This is a genomic window from Blastomonas sp. AAP53 (genome assembly GCF_000331245.1).
In the GTDB taxonomy this organism is placed as follows: domain Bacteria; phylum Pseudomonadota; class Alphaproteobacteria; order Sphingomonadales; family Sphingomonadaceae; genus Blastomonas.
In genome coordinates this window covers 146,051-163,859 of the sequence record NZ_ANFZ01000009.1, presented here as the reverse complement: position 1 = coordinate 163,859, position 17,809 = coordinate 146,051, and the positions used below count along the sequence as shown (strand labels likewise).

The following is a 17,809-nucleotide window of genomic DNA, read 5'->3' as shown; positions in this document are numbered from 1 at the left end:
TTTCATGTGCTCCGGAACGCTCGTCCATGACCAAGCTTAACACAGCATCGCAAAAAAGGTTAGCGCCGAGTGTGCGCCGCCGGTCCGATAGCATCGGCATTGTGACACCCCAGCCATCCAACTGCCATAAATAGTATACAATCCAGTCACGAGGCCGACGTCACCCCAACCTATCCGCCGCGACAGCCAAATAACGGCAGTTTTCATGGGGTTACACCAAATGTCGAAATTCACCGGGTGCGCGCTCGTCGCGCTGCAATTCGCTACGCTGTGTCCTGCCACAGCCCATGCTGCTGACGTCATGCAGTCACCTGGAGCCGAAGATTCGGCGGATACTGCCGATGCCGCCCCGTCCGACATGATCATCGTCACCGGCACGCGCGATGCGACCCGCACCCAGTTTGACACCATGGCGCCGGTCGATGTGCTGTCGGACGATGTCGTGGACAACGTCATTTCCGAAGACCTGTCCGATACGCTCGCCAGGCTTCTGCCGTCGTTCAACGTTCAGCGACTTCCCGCAGCCGATGGCCAGGCGTTCGTCCGCCCTGCCAGCCTGCGCAGCCTGTCACCCGACCACACGTTGGTGCTGGTCAACGGCAAGCGCTATCACCGTTCGGCATTGCTCGGCGGCCGCGGCGCACAGGCGCCCGATCTCAACACCATCCCGACCATCGCGATCAAGCGGATCGAGGTGCTGCGTGATGGCGCGTCGGCACAATATGGATCGGACGCGATTGCAGGGGTGATCAACATCATCCTCGACGATGAACCCGGCATGGAAGCCTTCGGTCAGTTTTCTGAATATTACGAAGGCGATGGCGATAACTATCAGGTCGGAGTCCAGGGCGGGCTGGCGCTGGGCGATCGGGGCAGCATCGTATTCTCGGGCGAATACAGCAAGAACGCCGCGACATCGCGCACCCGTCAGCGTCCCGATGCGATCGCATTGCAGGCCGCTCGTCCCGATCTGGCGATCCCCAACCCTGTGCAGCGCTGGGGCCAGCCGGAATCGCGGATCATGCGCGGCGCGATCAACATGCGCTATGGACTGACCGACGCGCTGGAGCTCTATGCGTTCGGCACCGCTGCTGGCGGCGACGGGGTGACCGATTTCAACTGGCGCAACCCTGTCGGCACCGCGAATGTCTATGCCAACACCACCGTGTTCCCGGGCTTCAACTTCGCCAGCATCTACCCGGCAGGCTTCACCCCGCGCTTCGGCACCGAGCATGAGGATCTGCAGGCGGTTGCCGGCCTGCGCAGCGCCGACCGCGCGAGCGACTTCACCTTTGATGTCAGCGCATCGTCGGGCCGCAGCCGGATCGATTATCTGATGAGCGAATCGCTCAATGCCTCGCTGGGCCCCAACAGCCCGACCGGTTTCTATCTGGGCAGGCTGGAACAGCGCGAGTTCAACCTCAACGCCGATTTCGTCTATCGGCTGGATGTCGGTGCGTTCGAGCCGGTCAACATTGCCTTTGGCGGCGAGCGCCGCGAGGAAACCTATACCGTTGGTGCAGGCGACCCGGCATCCTATGCGGTTGGCCCAGGCGCAGTGGCAGGTCTTGCCCCCAATTCGAACGGCTTCCCGGGCTTTGCGCCCAGCCAGGCAGGCGCTTTCAGCCAGGAAAGCTATGCAGGATATCTCGATCTCGAATGGCGTCCGGTCGAGCCGCTGACGCTGGGCGTGGCGGCTCGTTACGAGGATTTCTCGAACTTCGGCGATACGTTCGACTACAAGGTTTCCGCACGCTTCGAACCGGCGCAGGGCCTTGCGATCCGCGGCGCCTATTCGACCGGCTTCCGCGCGCCGACACCGGGCCAGTCGAACACCTCGAACACCTCGCAGGGGCTCGACACCCGCACGCTGCAGATCTTTACCCGGGGGCGGCTGTCGACCAACGACCCGGTTGCCATCGCGCTGGGAGCCCAGCCGCTGCAGCCCGAACAATCCGAAACGGTCACCGCAGGCCTGACCTTCCAGTCCGGCTTCGGGCTGTCGGCAAGCATCGATGCCTATCAGATCGATGTGCGCGACCGTTTTGGCCAATCCAACGCCTTTGCCGTGCCCGCAGGCGTCCCCAACCCGCTGCAATTCACCTCGATCAGCTATTTCACCAACGACTTTGACACGCGCACGCGCGGCGTCGATGTGGTGCTGGCCTATGCAACGGCGCTGGGGGACGGCACTTTCAACGCGCGGCTGGCCTATAACTACAACCAGACCAGGGTGACCAACGGAACCAGCGTCACGATTGGCAACGATACCCAGCGCCGGCTGTTCGAGGAGCGGCTGCCGCAGCACAATGCCACCGGATCGCTGACCTATGCGATCGGCGGCTTCAACGTCACCGCCAATGGCCGCTATTATGGCGCATGGACCGACTCGAGCGGCAATGCGACGGGTGATCTCTTCCAGCGCTTCGGATCGATCGTGCTGTTCGATCTGTCGGCAGGCTATCAGTTCACCGAGAACCTCTCGGTCCGGGTTGGCGCGGAGAACATCTTCAACACCTATCCGGATGAGGCGACCAACCAGGCGGTGCGCGGGCTGATCTACTCGCGCAACGCGCCTTACGACACCGACGGCGGTCAATATTATGTTCGCCTGGGCGTGCAGTTCTGAGGCATGATCGGCGCATGACCATCAACCGCCGATCGATGATGACGGGTGCAGCGGCCTTGGCTGCTGCGCCCCTCACCTCCCCCCTTGTCCGTGCCGCATCCCCGATCGGGGCCATTGCAGCAGATGACGAGGCCTATTGGGCGCGCGTTGCCGCGCAATATGATCGCCCCGAAGGCGTAACCCAGCTGGAAAACGGCAATTGGGGAATGATGGCGCGCCCGGTGCTGGCCCAATATCAGCAAGCGGTCGGCCGGGTGAACCGCGATACCAGCTTCTATGCGCGGCGCGGCATGGGCCGCGATCTGATGGCAGCGCAGCAGCGGCTTGCCGCCGAACTTGGCGTGGACGCGAACGAGATCGTGTTCACCCGCAACGCCACCGAAGCGCTCAAGGGACTGATCGGTGGCTATAACCGGATCGGTGCGGGCACCGCCGTGCTCTGCGCCGATCTCGACTATGACAGCATGCAGGCGAGCCTCGTCAACGCCGCCCGGCTGCGCGGCGCGCGCGTGGTGCGGATCGACCTGCCCGAGCCGGCAACCCATGATGCCGTATTGGCCGCGTATGATGCGGCATTCAGCGCCCATCCCGACCTCAAGCTGGTGCTGCTCACCCATATCAGCCACCGCACCGGACTGATGCTGCCGGTGCGCGCAATTGCAGACATGGCGCGGGCACGCGGGATCGACACCATTCTCGATGCCGCGCACAGCCTGGGCCAGGTGGATTACCGGCTGCGCGATCTGGGCGCGGATTTCATCGGCTTCAACCTGCACAAATGGATCGGCGCGCCGCTGGGCGTGGGCGCGATGTACATCCGCGCGGGCCGGCTCGATGCGATCGACCCCGATCTGGCGGATGATCACGCCCGTCTCGACCGGATAAGCTCGCGGGTGCACACCGGCACGGTGGACTTTGCAGCGTTGCTCACCCTGCCCGCCGCGCTTGATTTTCAGGCGGCGATCGGCGCCGGACCGCGCGAAAACAGGCTGCGCGGGTTGCGCGACCGCTGGGTGAAGCAGGTGCGGGAACACCCCGATATCACGGTGCTGACCCCCGACGATCCCCGGATGCACGGCGCGATCACCTCGTTTCGCGTGCGCGGGTGCACGACCGATGCGGACAATCGCGCGGTGGCGCAGGCGTTGCTGGAGACCCACGGCATCTTCACCGTGCAGCGCGGCGGGGTTGCCAAGGGGTCTTGCGTGCGCGTCACCCCTGGCCTGTGCAACGCGATGGCCGATGTCGACGCGCTGGCCAAGGCGCTGCTCGAGCTTGCGCCGAAGCTGGCAAAGGGGTGAGCGGCGTCAGCCGTTGATCCACCAGCGGATGGCATAGGCGACGACACCAATCACCCCCACGGATATCAGCCAGATCGCGACCATCCAGCCCAGTTTCTGCGCCAGGGGCCGCGCATCGCCGCGATCGGGGTCGTCCGCATCGGGCAGCATCAATGGTAGCCCTCGTCGCCGACCTTGCCGCGAAACACCCAGTACGCCCAGCCGGTATAGCCGATGATCAGCGGCACGATGAAAAGGGTACCGACCAGCATGAACATCTGGCTGCTGGGGTGCGTCGCGGCATCCCAGATCGTCACTTCATCGGGCACGACGTAGGGGAACATGCTGATCCCGAGCCCGATCATGCCGAGCAGGAACAGCGCCAGCGTCAGCAGGAACGGCGCGTAGTCGCGGCGCAGCTTGAGTGCGCGGTAGAGCAGGAAGGTGATCAGCGCGACCAGCACCGGCACCTGGGCGGAGAACAGCACATTGGGGAAGGTAAACCAGCGCGCGAAATAGCCCGCGTCGAGGAACGGCGTGTACAGGCTCACCGCTCCCAGCGCGATCAGTGTCGCGGGAAACAGCTTCCAGCTCATTCGAAAGGCATGGTCCTGCACCACGCCTTCGGTCTTCATGATCAGCCAAGTCGATCCGAGCAGGCCATAGCCGATCACCGTGCCGATGCCGGTGAGCACCGAATAGGCGCTCAGCCAGTCAAGCCAGCCGCCGGCATAGGCGCGGCCTTCGACCTCTACCCCCTGCAGCAGGGCGCCCAAAGTCACGCCTTGCGCAAAGGCGGCGACGAACGAACCGGCGGTGAACGAGAAATCCCAGAACGGCTGGTGATTGGGGTCGCGCCAGCGCCCCTCGAACGCCACGCCCCGCAGCACCAGCCCCAGCAGCATCGCGATGATCGGCGGATAGATCGCGGGCAGGATGATCGCATAAGCCAGCGGAAACGCCGCAAGCAGCCCTCCCCCACCCAGCACCAGCCATGTCTCATTGCCGTCCCATACGGGGGCGACCGAGTTCATCGCCTTGTCGCGCTCTGCCCCGCGTCCCAGCGCCGGGAAGATGATACCGATGCCGAGGTCGAAGCCATCCATCACCACATAGGCGAACACGGCAAAAGCGATGATGAACGCCCAGACAACCGTCAGATCGATGCTCATGCGCCCTTCTCCAGCATGGTCGCGCTCTGCCCGCGCCGCGAGCTGTCCGCCGATGCCGGCGTGATGCCTGCGCTGCGCAGCGGGCCCGAGGCCGCTGCCTCTTCATGGCCGGTGGCCGGCTTGCTCATCAGTTTGAGGATATACAGCGTGCCCGCGCCGAACATGATGAAATAGGTAACCACGAACGCCAGCAAGGACGCGCCCACCGCTGGTGCCGCCAGCGGTGCAACGCTGTCCGCCGTCGTCAGCAGGCCATAGACCGTATAGGGCTGGCGTCCGACCTCGGTCGTCACCCAGCCCGCGATCACCGCGACAAAGCCCGATGGGCCCATCACCATGGCCGCACGGTGCAGCCACGACCAGTCATACAGCTTGCCGCGAACCCGCGCGAGCAGGCTGAACACGCCAATGCCCAGCATCGCAAAGCCGATGCCCACCATGATGCGGAACGACCAGAACACCACGCCCACCGGCGGCTGTTCGGCCTCCGGAACGGTATCGAGGCCATTCAGCGGCGCATTGAGATCATGCTTGAGGATCAGCGACGATGCCTTGGGGATTTCAATGGCATAGTCGACGCGCTTTTCCGCGCTGTTGGGGATGCCGAACAGGATCAGCGGCGCGCCATCGGGGTGACTCTGGTAATGGCCTTCCATCGCCATGACCTTGGCAGGCTGATGCTCGAGCGTGTTGAGCCCGTGCATGTCGCCGGCGAAAATCTGCAAGGGCGCGACCAGCGCCGCCATCCACATCGCCATCGAGAACATCCGCCGCGCACGATGATCGGTCTTGTTCTTGAGCAGATGGAACGCGCCGACCGCACCGACCACGAAGGCGGTGGTCAAGTATGCCGCCATCACGGTGTGGACCAGACGATAGGGGAAGCTGGGGTTGAAGATGATCGCCATCCAGCTTTCGCCGGGCACGAACTGGCCGTTGGCGGCGATCTCGTAGCCCGTCGGCGTCTGCATCCAGCTGTTGACGCTCAGGATCCAGAAGGCCGAGATGAACGTGCCCAGCGCCACCATCAGCGTCGCGGTGAAGTGCAGCTTGCGCCCCACCTTGTCCATGCCGAACAGCATCACGCCGAGGAAACCCGCCTCCAGGAAGAAAGCGGTCAGCACCTCATACGCCATCAGCGGACCGATGATCGGACCGGTCTTGTCAGAGAATACCGACCAGTTAGTGCCGAACTGATAGGACATCACGATGCCCGAGACGACACCCATGGCAAAGGCGATCGCGAAGATCTTGCGCCAGTATTTGAACAGGTCGAGATAGGTGTTGTCGTTGGTCTTGAGCCACAGACCTTCCAGTACCGCGAGATAGCTGGCCAGCCCGATCGAGAACGCCGGGAAGATGAAGTGGAAGCTCACCGTGAAGGCAAACTGGATCCGCGCCAGCAGCAGCGCGTCAAAACCGTCGAACATCGGCGCGATCTCCTGTCTCGCAAGGTCGCCCTGGACACGGCATCTCAGAACATTGCCGGCCCTGTGCGACTGTCACGCTTCTATGACAGTGCAACGATACCGGCAATGAGACACATTGTCCAAGGCCGCCCCCATGCTGGCGGCCATCCTATGCCATCAGATGCTTTCCGAAAAACGCCAGCGTCCGGTCCCATGCGAGCCTGGCCGCCGCCTCGTCGTAGCGCGGCGTCGTGTCGTTGTGGAAACCGTGACTGGTGCCGGGGTAAAAATGCGCCTCATAGGACTTGCCGTTCGCCTTGAGCGCGGCCTCGCAGGCGGGCCAGGTCGCGTTGACCCGCTCGTCATTCTCGGCGAAATGGATCAGCAGCGGTGCCCTGATCGTCGGCACCTCTTCGGGGCGCGCCTGCCGCCCGTAGAACGGGGCAGCAGCGGCGAGATCGGGATAGGCCACCGCCAGCGCATGGCACACGCCGCCGCCATAGCAGAAGCCGGTGACGCCGACCTTGCCGGTCGAGCTTTCATGGCCGCGCAGAAATTCGAACCCGGCGAAGAAATCCTCCATCAGCCTGGCCGGATCGAGCGAGGCCTGCATCGTGCGCCCCTCGTCATCTGTGCCGGGGTAGCCGCCCAGCGAGGTCAGCCCATCGGGGCCGAGCGCCAGATAGCCAGCCTTGGCGAGCCGCCGCACAACATCCTCGATATACGGGTTGAGCCCCCGATTTTCGTGCACCACCAGCACCGCCGGCAACCTGCCCTTGGCCTTGGCGGGCCAGGCCATCAGCCCGCGTACACTGCCATGGCCCTCGGGGCTGGCATACTCGACCCGTTGGGTCTTGATCGCCGCATCATCCGGCGCGACCTGCTGCGCCAGCGCGTAATCGGGGCTGAGCTGGTTGAGGATCATCAGCCCGGTGACCCCTGCAGCGGCATAGCGTCCGGCCTGCTGGATGAACTCGCGCTTGGTCAGTTTGCCGTGCACATAGCCATCGAAAATTTCGAGGATATGCGGGTGAAAATCGCTTGCGCGCATCCGGCGCGGGGCGGCTGGGTCTGTCATCGGGTCATCCTTGATGCTGCACAATAGCCCGGACAGGCTATCATTCGGCGGGCAGATCGCCAAAGCTTGCAAGCGCTGCGCGTGCGATTTGTTCCCCCCATTCCTGAACGAAATGGCCGCCATCAGGAATGACCAACGGCTCGGGGCACCCCCGGATCAGCGAGCGCAGCCGCGCCATCGGCTCGGTGCCCAGCACCGGATCGGCCGCGCCCACCGCCATGAAGCTCTCTCCGGTCCAGTCCTCGCGCCAGAATTGCGCCGCCGCCTTGCCAAGCTTGGCGCCAGCCATGTCGGGGCGCACCGGCACCAATGCGGGAAACACCTGCGCACCCGCCTTGTATTCCGGGCCGGGATAGGGCGCATCATAAGCGGCGATCTCCGCCTCGGTCAGATGCGGCGTGCCCCGCGCGATGATCCGGCCAACCGGCATATCCGGGGTGGACAGCGCATAGGCTTTCCACGCCTCGAAGCCCGGACCGGGGCTTTCCCCCTGCCCCAGCCCCGTGTTCATCACGAGGAACCTTGAGAGCCGCGCGGCGAAACCCGGATCGACGGGCAGCGTCAGCCCCAACAGCCCGCCCCAATCCTGCACGACCATCGTTATGTTGCGAAGGTCGAGCCGCTCGACCAGCCGCAACAGATGGTCACGATGGAAGTCGAAGCTGAAGTCCTCCTGCCGCACCGGCTTGTCCGATCGGCCGAAGCCGAACAGGTCGGGCGCGATCACCCGCGCGCCGCTCGCCAGAAAGACCGGGATCATCCGGCGATAGAGGAATGGCCAGCTCGGCTCGCCGTGCAGGCACAGAAACACCCGGTCGGCATTTTGCGGTCCGGCATCGATCCAGGCGGCGCGCAGTCCTTCGTAGCCGGGCAGATCCTCGGCATATTCGACCGGATAGTCGAAGTCTGGAACGGCATCGAATGCCGTATCCGGGGTCCGCAGGGCTTGGATCATCGCCGGGCTCTCCTGTGTCAGCCAGCGCATTGCGCCTGCAATCGGCGGTGCGTCTGTGAAGGGGAGTGTAGCCGCCAGAAGCGCAGATGCCAGCCTATTTGATTGACTGGACCAACCAGTCCAGCTGGTCAAAAGCTCGACAAACCGGGCTATCCACGATCGACCATGGCACACAGCATGTCCGTCACCAGACGCACGGGGGTCGCATCATGGCGGCTGCGTGCGAGCACCAGGGCGCCTTCCTGCGAGGCGATGATGGTCGCGGCCATGTCGCGCGCACGCGCCACGGCCACGCCTTCGGCCATCAGCCAGCGTGCCAGCCGCATTTCAATCCGCTGATAGGCGATCCGCACGGCCTCGCCCAATGGGCTGCTCGCCCCGCCCTGCTCCTGCCCGATGGCCGCCAGAAGGGACCCATCAAGCCAGTCGGTTCGCTGCAGCCACGCCTCGGTGACATCGGACAGGTTGCGCAAAAACCCGATGATATCGAGCCCTGTAGCAGACACCCTGTCCAGGGCGGCCATCGATGATTCCGCATTCCGGCGGATACAGGCCTCTGCCAGCTCCTGCTTGCCACCGGGAAAGTGGTGGTAGAGCGAACCCTTGGGCGTCTCGGACAAGGCCAGAATTTCGGACAGCCCGATCGCATGATAGCCGCGCTGCTGAAACAGCCGCGTCGCCACGGTGATCAGCCGCGACCGCGTCGGATGCATCTGCCCAGAGCCATCATGGCCACCTGAGGCGCCAGAAACGGGGTTTTGATCGAGAAGAAAAGCCAACATAGACCGAGCAGTCTAGCGATGGGCCTCGGACTGTCAAGCGAGCCCTGTTTTGCCGCTCTTCTTGCCCTTGCCGAGGCCCGATCCCGGCCTTTTGAAACCCGAAAATGTCAACATTTTTCGTTAACCTTTTCCTGCGGCGTCATCATCAGGCGAAACAGGTGCCCGATCGCCGTTCACTTTTGGGAAACTTGCCCTCTACATCTGGTTAATGGACCATGCGGTCCTTCACGATTTGATCGTTGTTGAGCGCGGTAGCGGCGCCCCTTCCTCGAAAGGTCATAAGATATCAAACTCAAGCAGTTGATCCGATGGCATATTTTCTGGCATTAACTATGGTTAATAATTGATAAAATCGAGCCATTTATCCGTTAATGAGGGTGAACCATCTGTTACCGGGACCAAGGCATGACGACTGTCGCCTAACCGGTCCATTAAGCGCGCTGCGGATGATCCGATCGGTCCATTAACGATTTGGTATCCGACCGGCTGGTCCAGAGGGGCATGATTTGGCGCCCAGGGAGGCCTTGCCACCCCTCGAAAAGACGCATTTAGACCTCCGACTGGGTCACTCGGAGCCGGTTTCGGCGCACGAAGTCTAGACCGAAAGGTTTGCTGCTGGACCAGCGCGTCGGCCGCTGGACCGCTCAGTCTGCGCGGCGAAACACGCTGGATCGGGCGGCACGGATGGGGGCAGATGACAAACGCCATGCCCCTCCCCTACCCTCGTCTCTGGGACAGACGGTGCGTTGCCATCATCGCGCAGTGTGTTACAAAGCTAACTCGCCTGGCCCGGGTCCAATCGCACACGCGCATCCATGGGCTGGCATGAGGGGGCTTGCGACGTGACAGTGAATGACCGCCATCTATCGCTCGATGCCATGCGCGGCTTTGCCGTCATGGGCATTTTGCTGCTCAACATCGTCGGCTTTGCGATGCCAGATGCAGCCTATGTGAATCCGGCGGCCTGGGGCGGAACGGACCCACTCAACGCCGGCGTCTGGGCGGTCAACTTCGTGCTGTTCGACGGCAAGATGCGCGGCCTGTTCAGCGTGCTGTTCGGAGCGAGCATGCTGCTGGTGATCCAGCGCGCCGAAGCGTCAGGACAGAACGCCAAGTCAGTCCACCTCAACCGCATGGCCTGGCTGTTCGTTATCGGTGCGGCGCACTTCATCCTGGTGTGGTGGGGCGATATTCTTGTCCCCTATGCCATCTGCGGCACGTTCGCCTTGTTCTTCATCAACAAGGACGTGAAGCAGCTGCTGCGCTGGGCCGTCATTCTGTATCTGTTGTATTTCCTCCTCGCGTCGCTGATCGTGGCGGGCGGCTGGTGGCAATCGATTCAGGCTGCCGCCCCTGGCGCCGATCCCGAGATGGTCCAAAGCACCGCCAAGATGCTCGCGAGCTTCGGCAAGCCCGGTACCGACCAGGTCACCGAAAGCCTCGAGCTCTATCGCGGCGGGTGGCTGCCCATCATGCACGAGCATCTGGGCATATTCGCCGAATCGCTGGTGAACACGCTGATGTTCTTCACGATCGATACGCTTGCGATGATGCTGGTGGGCATGGCGATGCTCAAGAGCGGTTTCATTCTCGGGATCTGGGCTCCGGCGATCTACGCCAAGATCGCAGTCCGTGCCTTTGCCATCGGATTGCTGCCCATGATCGGACTGGCAGCGTGGGTGATTGCCAGCGGCTTCGACACCGTCATCACCTTCGCCGCGTTCTTCTCGTTCTCCTTCCCTTTCCGCATCGTGCTGACGATCGGCTGGGCGTCGGGACTGCTCTGGCTGATCGGTCAGCACCGCGACAGCCCGCTTGTCGCGCGCGTGGCCGCCGCCGGGCGCGCTGCGTTCAGCAATTATCTGGGCACAAGCCTGCTCATGACCTTCATCTTCTATGGCTGGGGCCTCGGCCTGTTTGGAACGGTCAGCCGCGCAGGCGCCATGCTGTTTGTATTGAGCGCCTGGGCAATCATGCTGCTGTGGTCCAAGCCCTGGCTGGAGCGATACAGATTCGGCCCTGCGGAGTGGCTGTGGCGCTCGCTGGCACGACGAAGCCTGCAACCAATGCGCCGCTGATGGACCGAATTGCGATAAATTCGCAAAAAGACTGTTGCGATGCGTTCTCAATATCGCTATCTCTGCTGCAACAGGAGAGACCCATGGTTGTTTGCATCTGCAATGCGATACGCGAACAGGACTTGAAGGACGCTTTGCGCGATGGCGCAGCCCGTCCGGCAGAGGTCTACGCCCGGCTCGGTCGGCGTCCTAAGTGTGGCCAGTGCCTGTCGTTCGCGCAAAGCATTATCACGCGGGAAACTGCGAGCGCATAGCAATAGCCTACATGTTTTTCCTAAAAATTTCAATGATTTCAGGGCCGACCCCCTCTTCCATTCTGGCCACAAATCCCCTATTCTGAGCGCCTGAACGATCACGACCGCATCGCGTACATGCACGCGATGCGGCTACAGGAGCATCACCATGAAGGGCGACCCGAAGGTCATCGAATTTCTCAACGACGCGCTCAAGAACGAGCTGACGGCGATCAACCAGTATTTCCTCCACTCCAAGATGCTCGCCAACTGGGGCATCAAGAAGCTCGCGAAATACGAATATGAGGAATCGATCGACGAGATGAAGCACGCCGACAAGCTGGCGGATCGCATCCTCTTCCTCGATGGCCTGCCCAATTTTCAGCTGCTCGGCCGCCTGAAGATCGGCGAGACGGTTGAGGAAATCCTCAAGTCCGACCTCGCGCTGGAAAACGAGGCGATCCCGCTGCTCAAGGAAGGCATCGCCTATTGCGAGTCCGTCCGCGATTACGGCACCCGCGATCTGCTGGCCTATATCCTGCGCAGCGAAGAAGAGCATGTCGATACGATCGAAGCGCAGTTCGATCTCATCGCGCGCATGGGCATGGAAAACTACATCCAGCTGCAGTCGAGCGCGATCGAGGATTGATCCGAATGCGCAACACAGCGCGCCGCCCGCAAAACGGGCTGGCGCGCGGTGTTGCAACCATCCCCCACCTGGCGACCAAGCGCCGCCTGGCGGGCACAGTCTGGCTCACACCCCGATATTCTTGCGCCAGTGTCGCCGCAGCAGCTGATGCGACGGAGAGTTTACCCCCCCATAAAGAGTCGGATGGACGCTGATACCGGGTGCGTCCGCCGCGAAGCTGGGGTTCCAGCCATTCCACGTGTTGTATGTGTGGAAGAACCAATCGACGCCATTGTCTTCCAGCACCGACAGCATGTCAGCCAGCCAGCGCTCGCGCCCGGCGGCCCAGCGCACGACGCCGAATTCGCCGTTGATCAGCCGAACCTGGTGCCGCCTGGCGAAATCTAGCGCCGGCTGCATCGCTTCGACCAGCGCCGCCTTGTTCCACTGGCGCAAGGGCGAGGCTTCGAATTCCCGAATTCGGCCCGGATAGCTGGTCCCGCGTGCGATCGTGCCGATGCCCTGATGCGTGTAGCTATGCGGGGCGTAAAAGTGGAACGAGTATAGAATTGCCGGATCATCGATCAACGGCATCGACCCGTAGCGATTGGCAAAGCCCCATGGCCAGGGCATCACGGCGATCCAGATATGCGGATTGATCGCACGGATCTGCCGGATCGCCTCTGGCATCAGCTGTTCGTACCATACCGCACCATCGACATCGCGGCGCAAGGTGTAGTTGGGTTCGCCCAGAACGTCATAGGCGACGATCGCTGGATCGTTGCGCAGCTCACGCGCCATGGCATTCCAGAACTGCATCAGGCTGGCGCCGATCTCCTTGCGAAAGGAAGCGCCCGTACTGTCGTCCAGGTTGACCCTGTCACGACCGTAGATTCCTGCGGCTCCCAGGATCACGCCCACCCCCTGCCGCGCGCATTCGGCGGTGAACTGCTTGAGCATCGCCAGACCCAGCCGGTAGGGCGCAAGCGGATTGGTACGGGTCGGCTTCACCACGGTTTTGTCCGTGGTCATGTGGCTGGCGATATCGGTGGAAAAATTGATCCGCACCACATTGATGCCCCAGCTGGCGAGTTCTCGCGAGATCGCCGGCGACAGGCTGCCGGGCGAAAGCTCAAGGTTCAGCCCGCGCATTCGTGGCGGTAGAACCGGTGTGGCCGGCAACGGATCCGGGGCACGCTGCACGGCCTGCGCCACACCCTGTCCTGCTGCAACGATGGTCGCAGCCCCTGCTCCCGCAATCATCGCGCGGCGGGTAACAGGTTCTATCAGCGGTGGGGCAGGGGCGGGCTCAGGCGTTACATCGGTCATGATGGCGACGCTAAAGTGCCGAAGCTGAACCCGCAATGACCCGCCAGAAGCGCGCGTGCGATGGGGATTCCGGCTCTGATGAGCTGGATAATTTGTCGATGGACCAGCCGAAGCCAACGCGTTAACCTCCCGGTTAAACAACGGGAAGAGGACCGTCCTGCAATGAGCGACACCATCGAGATCGAGCGTGATACCAGCACCATGAGCGCGCCGTTTGTGCGGCCCGATGTGGCGATGCTGCTGGCCATGATGGCGGCTTCTGGCGCACCGCCGATGGATCAGATGCCGCTCGCCGATGCCCGCGATGCCTATCGCATGATGCGGTTTGTTGCCGATGCCGACCCGACCGAACTTGCGATCGTCCGCGATCTCACCTGCCCGGGACCGGCGGGCGATATTCCGTTGCGCTATTATGATGCGCGCGAGAGCCGCGAAGCCGGTCCGGCCATCATGTTCTTTCACGGCGGCGGCTTCGTGATCGGCGATCTGGAAACACATCACCCGTATTGCACCGAACTGGCCGCCAAGATGGACCTGCCGGTGGTTGCGGTCGATTATCGCCTGGCGCCCGAACACCCCTTCCCCGCAGCGCCGACAGATTGCGAGGCGGCTGCACGCTGGCTGGCAGAAAACGGCAAGACACTGGGGCTCGACATCACTGGGCTGGTGTTCACCGGCGACAGCGCGGGTGGCAACCTGACCATCGTGGTCAGCCAAGCCCTGATGGCCAAGCCTGCCGCCGTGCCGGTCATCGCCCAGGCTCCGCTCTACCCCGTGGTCGATTCTAGCCAGACTGGCGGATCATTCACCGAATTTGCTGAAGGCTATCTGCTGACCGCCGAGGCGATGAAATGGTTTGGCGACAGCTATGCCGCAACCCCCGGCGATCCGCGCAATGACTGCATCCACGGTGAACTCGCCACGCTGCCGCCGACGCTGCTCGTCACCGCAGGGCTGGATCCGCTGCGCGATCAGGGCCGTGATTTCGCCGCGCGGCTGATCAAGGCCGGGGTCGATGTGACCTATATGGAAATGCGGGGAACAATTCATGGATTCATCTGCCTGCGCAAGGGCGTGCCCAGCGCACAGGACGATTGCGACGCCATTTTCCGCGGCATGAAGGCCATGCTGGCACGGTGAGGCGGCTTGCGGGCCTGCTGGCGCTCGGGGCCCTGACGCTGGGCGGCCTGCTGGCCGCCCCGCTGGCGGCGCAGAGCACCCCCAAGGTCCGCAACGCCCCCGACTTCGCTGATGTCGTGAAGGAATATCGCAAGCAGCGCGTGCAGGGCACGGACGGGTGCTGCGCATTTTCCGCGCCTGTCTTCGACAAGACCGTGTCCTTCCGCGTGTTCGATACGTTCGAACCTGTATACGAGGCGCAAAACGACCGGCAGATGATCCTCGAGTTCGTTCCCCAGGGCGCAACGGTGGAAGACTGGTCGCGAATGATCACCCTGTCAGCCTTCAAGGGGGCAGGCGCCGCGCCGGTCTCCACCGCCGATATGCAGCAGCGGTTCTTCAATACCGGCAAGGGTTGCGAAGTTGCAAACCTCTCTCGGACCATTGCCAGCGGCAGGCTGGGTGATGGCACGGAGTACAATCTGTCCAGCAACGGCTGCGGATCGACGGCGGCAGGCGGCTACCCCGGCGCGCAATCGGGTCGTGGCGAACAGTTCATTGCCTTGCTGCTGCGCGACGAACAGAATATCGTTGTATTACAATATGCCGAGCGCGGTGAAGGCTTTGCCCATGACCGGCCACCCATCACCGATGACATGGTCCCTGCGATCATGAGCCGCTTTCGCTCGATCGCATTCTGTCGCGACAAGGCGGCAACTGGTGATTGCTCCATTGCCTTTGGCACGCCCTGACCGCTAAGGCGTGCAGCATGAACGAATTTGACAGTCTTCCCTATCGTCCGTGTGCGGGCATCATGCTGGTCAACAATGACGGCAAGGTGTTTGTCGGCCAGCGGCTGGATAGCAGCGCCGATGCATGGCAGATGCCGCAGGGCGGGATCGATCCGGGCGAAGAGCCGGAACAGGCCGCCTATCGCGAACTGGGCGAAGAAACCGGCATTGCCGCCACGCTGGTCGAAGTCATTGCCCGCTCCAAGCAGGAGCATCTGTACGATCTGCCATCAGACCTGATGGGGCGGATCTGGGGCGGAAAATATCGCGGGCAGCGTCAGATGTGGTTCCTGATGCGCTTCATGGGAACCGACCAGGACATCAACATCGAAACCGACCATCAGGAGTTTCGTTCGTGGCGCTGGGCCGATCCCGACAGCCTCGAGGGACTGATCGTGCCTTTCAAGCGACGACTGTATCGTGCAGTGGTGGAAGAGTTCCGCCCGCTGATCTAAGCTTTGCGCCCATTGATACGATTGGACGCGCCCGAAATGACCTTCTTCCGTGCCGTATTAGGCGCGACTGCCCTGTCGAGCGTTGGCGTACCGTCTTTGGCGGCGCAAACCCCTGCCGGGGTAAGCGAACTGGTCGATACCGCGCTGCGTGCGGGCGATGCGGCAGGGCTTGAGGCGGTTGTCCGCATTGCCAAGCAAGCCTACCCGCAATCAGCAGAAGCGATCGATGCGCAAGTCGCCGCTTTCCGCAACACCAACGCGTCCTCGCAACCTCGGCAGGCGCAGGCACAGGCCCAAACCGAGTCCCCGGTTGTCACCGCCGAGGCGAAGCCCGCAATCGCTGCTGAGGAGGCCAAGAGCGCATCGGCGGCCAAATATACCGGCGAAGGTGAACTGGGCGCCTTCACCACCACCGGCAACGCCCCCGGGATCGGTCTGGCCGCCGGGCTGAAGTTGACCGTCGAGGGCGAGGACTGGCGACTGGGGCTCCTTGGCCGGGCAGACTATCAGGAAACCAGCAACATCGTGGTGCGCGAACAATACCGTTTCAGCGCCGAACCGAACTACAAGTTCAACGAGCGCGGCTATGTCTATGGCCTGGGCCAGTTCGAACAGGACCGTTTTCAAGGATTTCACGCCCGTTACAGCGTGTCCGGTGGCGTCGGCTACAGTGTTCTGACCGGAGAGAATGCCAAGCTCAACGTCAAGGCCGGCCCGGCGGTGCGGCATACGCGGTTGGTCACGGGCATGAACGAATCCGTGGTCGCGGGGCTGGCATCGGTCGATATCAAGCTGAAGCTCACGCCGACCATTCAGCTCACCGAGGCGGCAAGCGCCTATGTCGATGAAGAGCGCAGCACGCTGTTTTCGGTCGCCGCGCTCGATTCACAACTGATCGGCAAGCTCAAGGCGCGCCTGTCGTACACGGTCCAGTATGAATCCAGTCCGGCGCTGGGCCGTGCTCCGACCGATACGACGAGCCGGCTGACGCTGGTCTACGGCTTCTAGCGCCGCTCAGCCTCCGCCATTGGCGACGATATCAACTTCGGTGCCGCCATTGGCCATCGGCTTGAGGAACAGCACATAGGCTGCATCGCCCTTGGTGCCGCCGAGCACATGGTCGGCACCGCGCAGCTGATATTCTGCCGAATAGCCGCCCCGGCGGGCCTTGGTGTAATAGAAATCGACAACGTTCTTCAGCGCGGCGGGCGTGGTGAAATTGACCACGCGGATGTTGCACTGGCCCTTGTCGACGCCAGCGGCTTCCTTGACATTGGCACGCGGGTAGACCGCGAAATCGGCGGGCATCCGGCTCGCCCAGCCCATCGCATAGTCCAGCTTGCCCTGGCAAACGCCCGTCTGCTGCGCAGCCTTGGCCCCCAATGTGCTGCCCTGATTGCAATCCTTGCACTCTTCTGCCGACACCTTGGTCGGCTCGGGCGCCTTCATCAGCCCGCGCGGTCCGATGGCCGCTGCAGCGGCCTTTTCCGTCGCTGCGAGCTGCCCCTTGGGCGCGCCTGCAGACGGGACCGAGCCATCGCTGCCCTCGGCCAGAACCGCATTGCGGTTCGATTTGTCCACAAGATCAGGATCGACCAGGATCTGGTCTTCCAGCGCACCCTTCATCGCGGGGTCAGCAGCATCGGCGAGCAGGGCTGCGTCTTCGCTTTGAGCCGCCTTGTCGTTTGCGTCCTGACAGGCTGCCAGCGCCAGCGCGGCTCCGCCCAGAACCAGCAGATTGCGCGTGATCGCGAACGAAGGTCTAGCCATGGCTCATATCCTCAATTGGTCGGCAGTCTGCCCCTCATTGGCAGAGAAGCTGTTAGCGTTACGTTAGCCATGCCTGTGTCGGCACGACACTGTCCTGCCAA

The 17,809-nt window shown here is 62.7% G+C and carries 17 protein-coding genes; 9 read left to right on the top strand and 8 right to left on the bottom strand.

Going from position 1 to position 17,809, the window contains the following annotated elements:
* Window positions 1-301: 301 nt before the first annotated feature.
* On the top strand, window positions 302-2,629 hold the full coding sequence (locus tag D618_RS0107705) for a TonB-dependent receptor (protein ID WP_040370438.1): 2,328 nt from the start codon (window positions 302-304) through the stop codon (window positions 2,627-2,629).
* 14 nt (window positions 2,630-2,643) lie between these two features.
* On the top strand, window positions 2,644-3,930 hold the full coding sequence (locus D618_RS0107700; protein ID WP_017670927.1) for an aminotransferase class V-fold PLP-dependent enzyme: 1,287 nt from the start codon (window positions 2,644-2,646) through the stop codon (window positions 3,928-3,930).
* A 6-nt stretch (window positions 3,931-3,936) separates the two neighbouring features.
* Here the strand turns inward: D618_RS0107700 and D618_RS19340 are convergent, their stop codons facing one another.
* From D618_RS19340 to D618_RS0107670, 6 genes are all read right to left on the bottom strand, one after another.
* Complete coding sequence (locus tag D618_RS19340) at window positions 3,937-4,080, bottom strand: DUF2474 family protein (protein WP_017670926.1); 144 nt, start codon at window positions 4,078-4,080, stop codon at window positions 3,937-3,939.
* Complete coding sequence (cydB, locus tag D618_RS0107690) at window positions 4,080-5,081, bottom strand: cytochrome d ubiquinol oxidase subunit II (RefSeq protein ID WP_017670925.1); 1,002 nt, start codon at window positions 5,079-5,081, stop codon at window positions 4,080-4,082. Before cydB ends, D618_RS19340 begins: the two co-directional genes overlap by 1 nt.
* Entirely contained in the window at window positions 5,078-6,511 is a 1,434-nt protein-coding gene (locus D618_RS18000) for a cytochrome ubiquinol oxidase subunit I (protein ID WP_017670924.1), read from the bottom strand. The genes cydB and D618_RS18000 overlap by 4 nt, the downstream gene beginning before the upstream one ends.
* Window positions 6,512-6,659: 148 nt before the next feature.
* Complete coding sequence (yghX, locus tag D618_RS0107680) at window positions 6,660-7,568, bottom strand: YghX family hydrolase (protein ID WP_026091421.1); 909 nt, start codon at window positions 7,566-7,568, stop codon at window positions 6,660-6,662.
* Window positions 7,569-7,608: 40 nt separating this feature from the next.
* Window positions 7,609-8,523 carry a haloalkane dehalogenase gene (locus D618_RS0107675; RefSeq protein ID WP_040370433.1) on the bottom strand — a complete coding sequence of 305 codons (915 nt, stop codon included), beginning with the start codon at window positions 8,521-8,523 and terminating at the stop codon, window positions 7,609-7,611.
* Window positions 8,524-8,672: 149 nt separating this feature from the next.
* Window positions 8,673-9,236, bottom strand: a complete 564-nt coding sequence (locus D618_RS0107670; RefSeq protein ID WP_017670921.1) for a TetR/AcrR family transcriptional regulator — start codon at window positions 9,234-9,236, stop codon at window positions 8,673-8,675.
* A gap of 917 nt (window positions 9,237-10,153) precedes the next feature.
* Here D618_RS0107670 and D618_RS0107665 point away from each other — a divergent pair.
* The 3 genes from D618_RS0107665 (at window position 10,154) to bfr (ending at window position 12,265) form a co-directional block, all read left to right on the top strand.
* Window positions 10,154-11,383, top strand: coding sequence for a DUF418 domain-containing protein (locus D618_RS0107665; RefSeq protein ID WP_017670920.1), 1,230 nt, complete (start codon window positions 10,154-10,156; stop codon window positions 11,381-11,383).
* 83 nt (window positions 11,384-11,466) lie between these two features.
* Window positions 11,467-11,637 carry a (2Fe-2S)-binding protein gene (locus D618_RS19335; protein ID WP_081590487.1) on the top strand — a complete coding sequence of 57 codons (171 nt, stop codon included), beginning with the start codon at window positions 11,467-11,469 and terminating at the stop codon, window positions 11,635-11,637.
* A 148-nt stretch (window positions 11,638-11,785) separates the two neighbouring features.
* On the top strand, window positions 11,786-12,265 hold the full coding sequence (gene bfr / locus D618_RS0107660) for a bacterioferritin (RefSeq protein ID WP_017670919.1): 480 nt from the start codon (window positions 11,786-11,788) through the stop codon (window positions 12,263-12,265).
* A gap of 105 nt (window positions 12,266-12,370) precedes the next feature.
* On the opposite strand, the gene D618_RS0107655 is transcribed toward bfr, so the two are convergent.
* A complete protein-coding gene (locus tag D618_RS0107655; RefSeq protein WP_081590456.1) occupies window positions 12,371-13,573 on the bottom strand; it encodes a cellulase family glycosylhydrolase in 1,203 nt (400 codons plus the stop codon).
* 162 nt (window positions 13,574-13,735) lie between these two features.
* Between D618_RS0107655 and D618_RS0107650 the strand changes: the two genes are divergently transcribed.
* From D618_RS0107650 to D618_RS0107635, 4 genes are read left to right on the top strand one after another with little or no spacing between them, the layout of a single operon-like run.
* Window positions 13,736-14,713 (top strand): alpha/beta hydrolase, encoded by a 978-nt coding sequence (locus D618_RS0107650; RefSeq protein ID WP_017670917.1) that lies wholly within the window; start codon window positions 13,736-13,738, stop codon window positions 14,711-14,713.
* Window positions 14,710-15,444: a hypothetical protein gene (locus D618_RS0107645; RefSeq protein ID WP_017670916.1), complete on the top strand. Its 735-nt coding sequence runs from the start codon at window positions 14,710-14,712 to the stop codon at window positions 15,442-15,444. Before D618_RS0107650 ends, D618_RS0107645 begins: the two co-directional genes overlap by 4 nt.
* Before the next feature lie 17 nt (window positions 15,445-15,461).
* Window positions 15,462-15,938, top strand: a complete 477-nt coding sequence (locus D618_RS0107640) for an RNA pyrophosphohydrolase (RefSeq protein WP_017670915.1) — start codon at window positions 15,462-15,464, stop codon at window positions 15,936-15,938.
* A 36-nt stretch (window positions 15,939-15,974) separates the two neighbouring features.
* Window positions 15,975-16,946, top strand: coding sequence for a DUF481 domain-containing protein (locus tag D618_RS0107635; RefSeq protein ID WP_081590486.1), 972 nt, complete (start codon window positions 15,975-15,977; stop codon window positions 16,944-16,946).
* A 6-nt stretch (window positions 16,947-16,952) separates the two neighbouring features.
* Here D618_RS0107635 and D618_RS0107630 read toward each other — a convergent pair whose 3' ends face one another.
* Window positions 16,953-17,708 carry a hypothetical protein gene (locus D618_RS0107630; RefSeq protein WP_017670913.1) on the bottom strand — a complete coding sequence of 252 codons (756 nt, stop codon included), beginning with the start codon at window positions 17,706-17,708 and terminating at the stop codon, window positions 16,953-16,955.
* Window positions 17,709-17,809 lie beyond the last annotated feature (101 nt).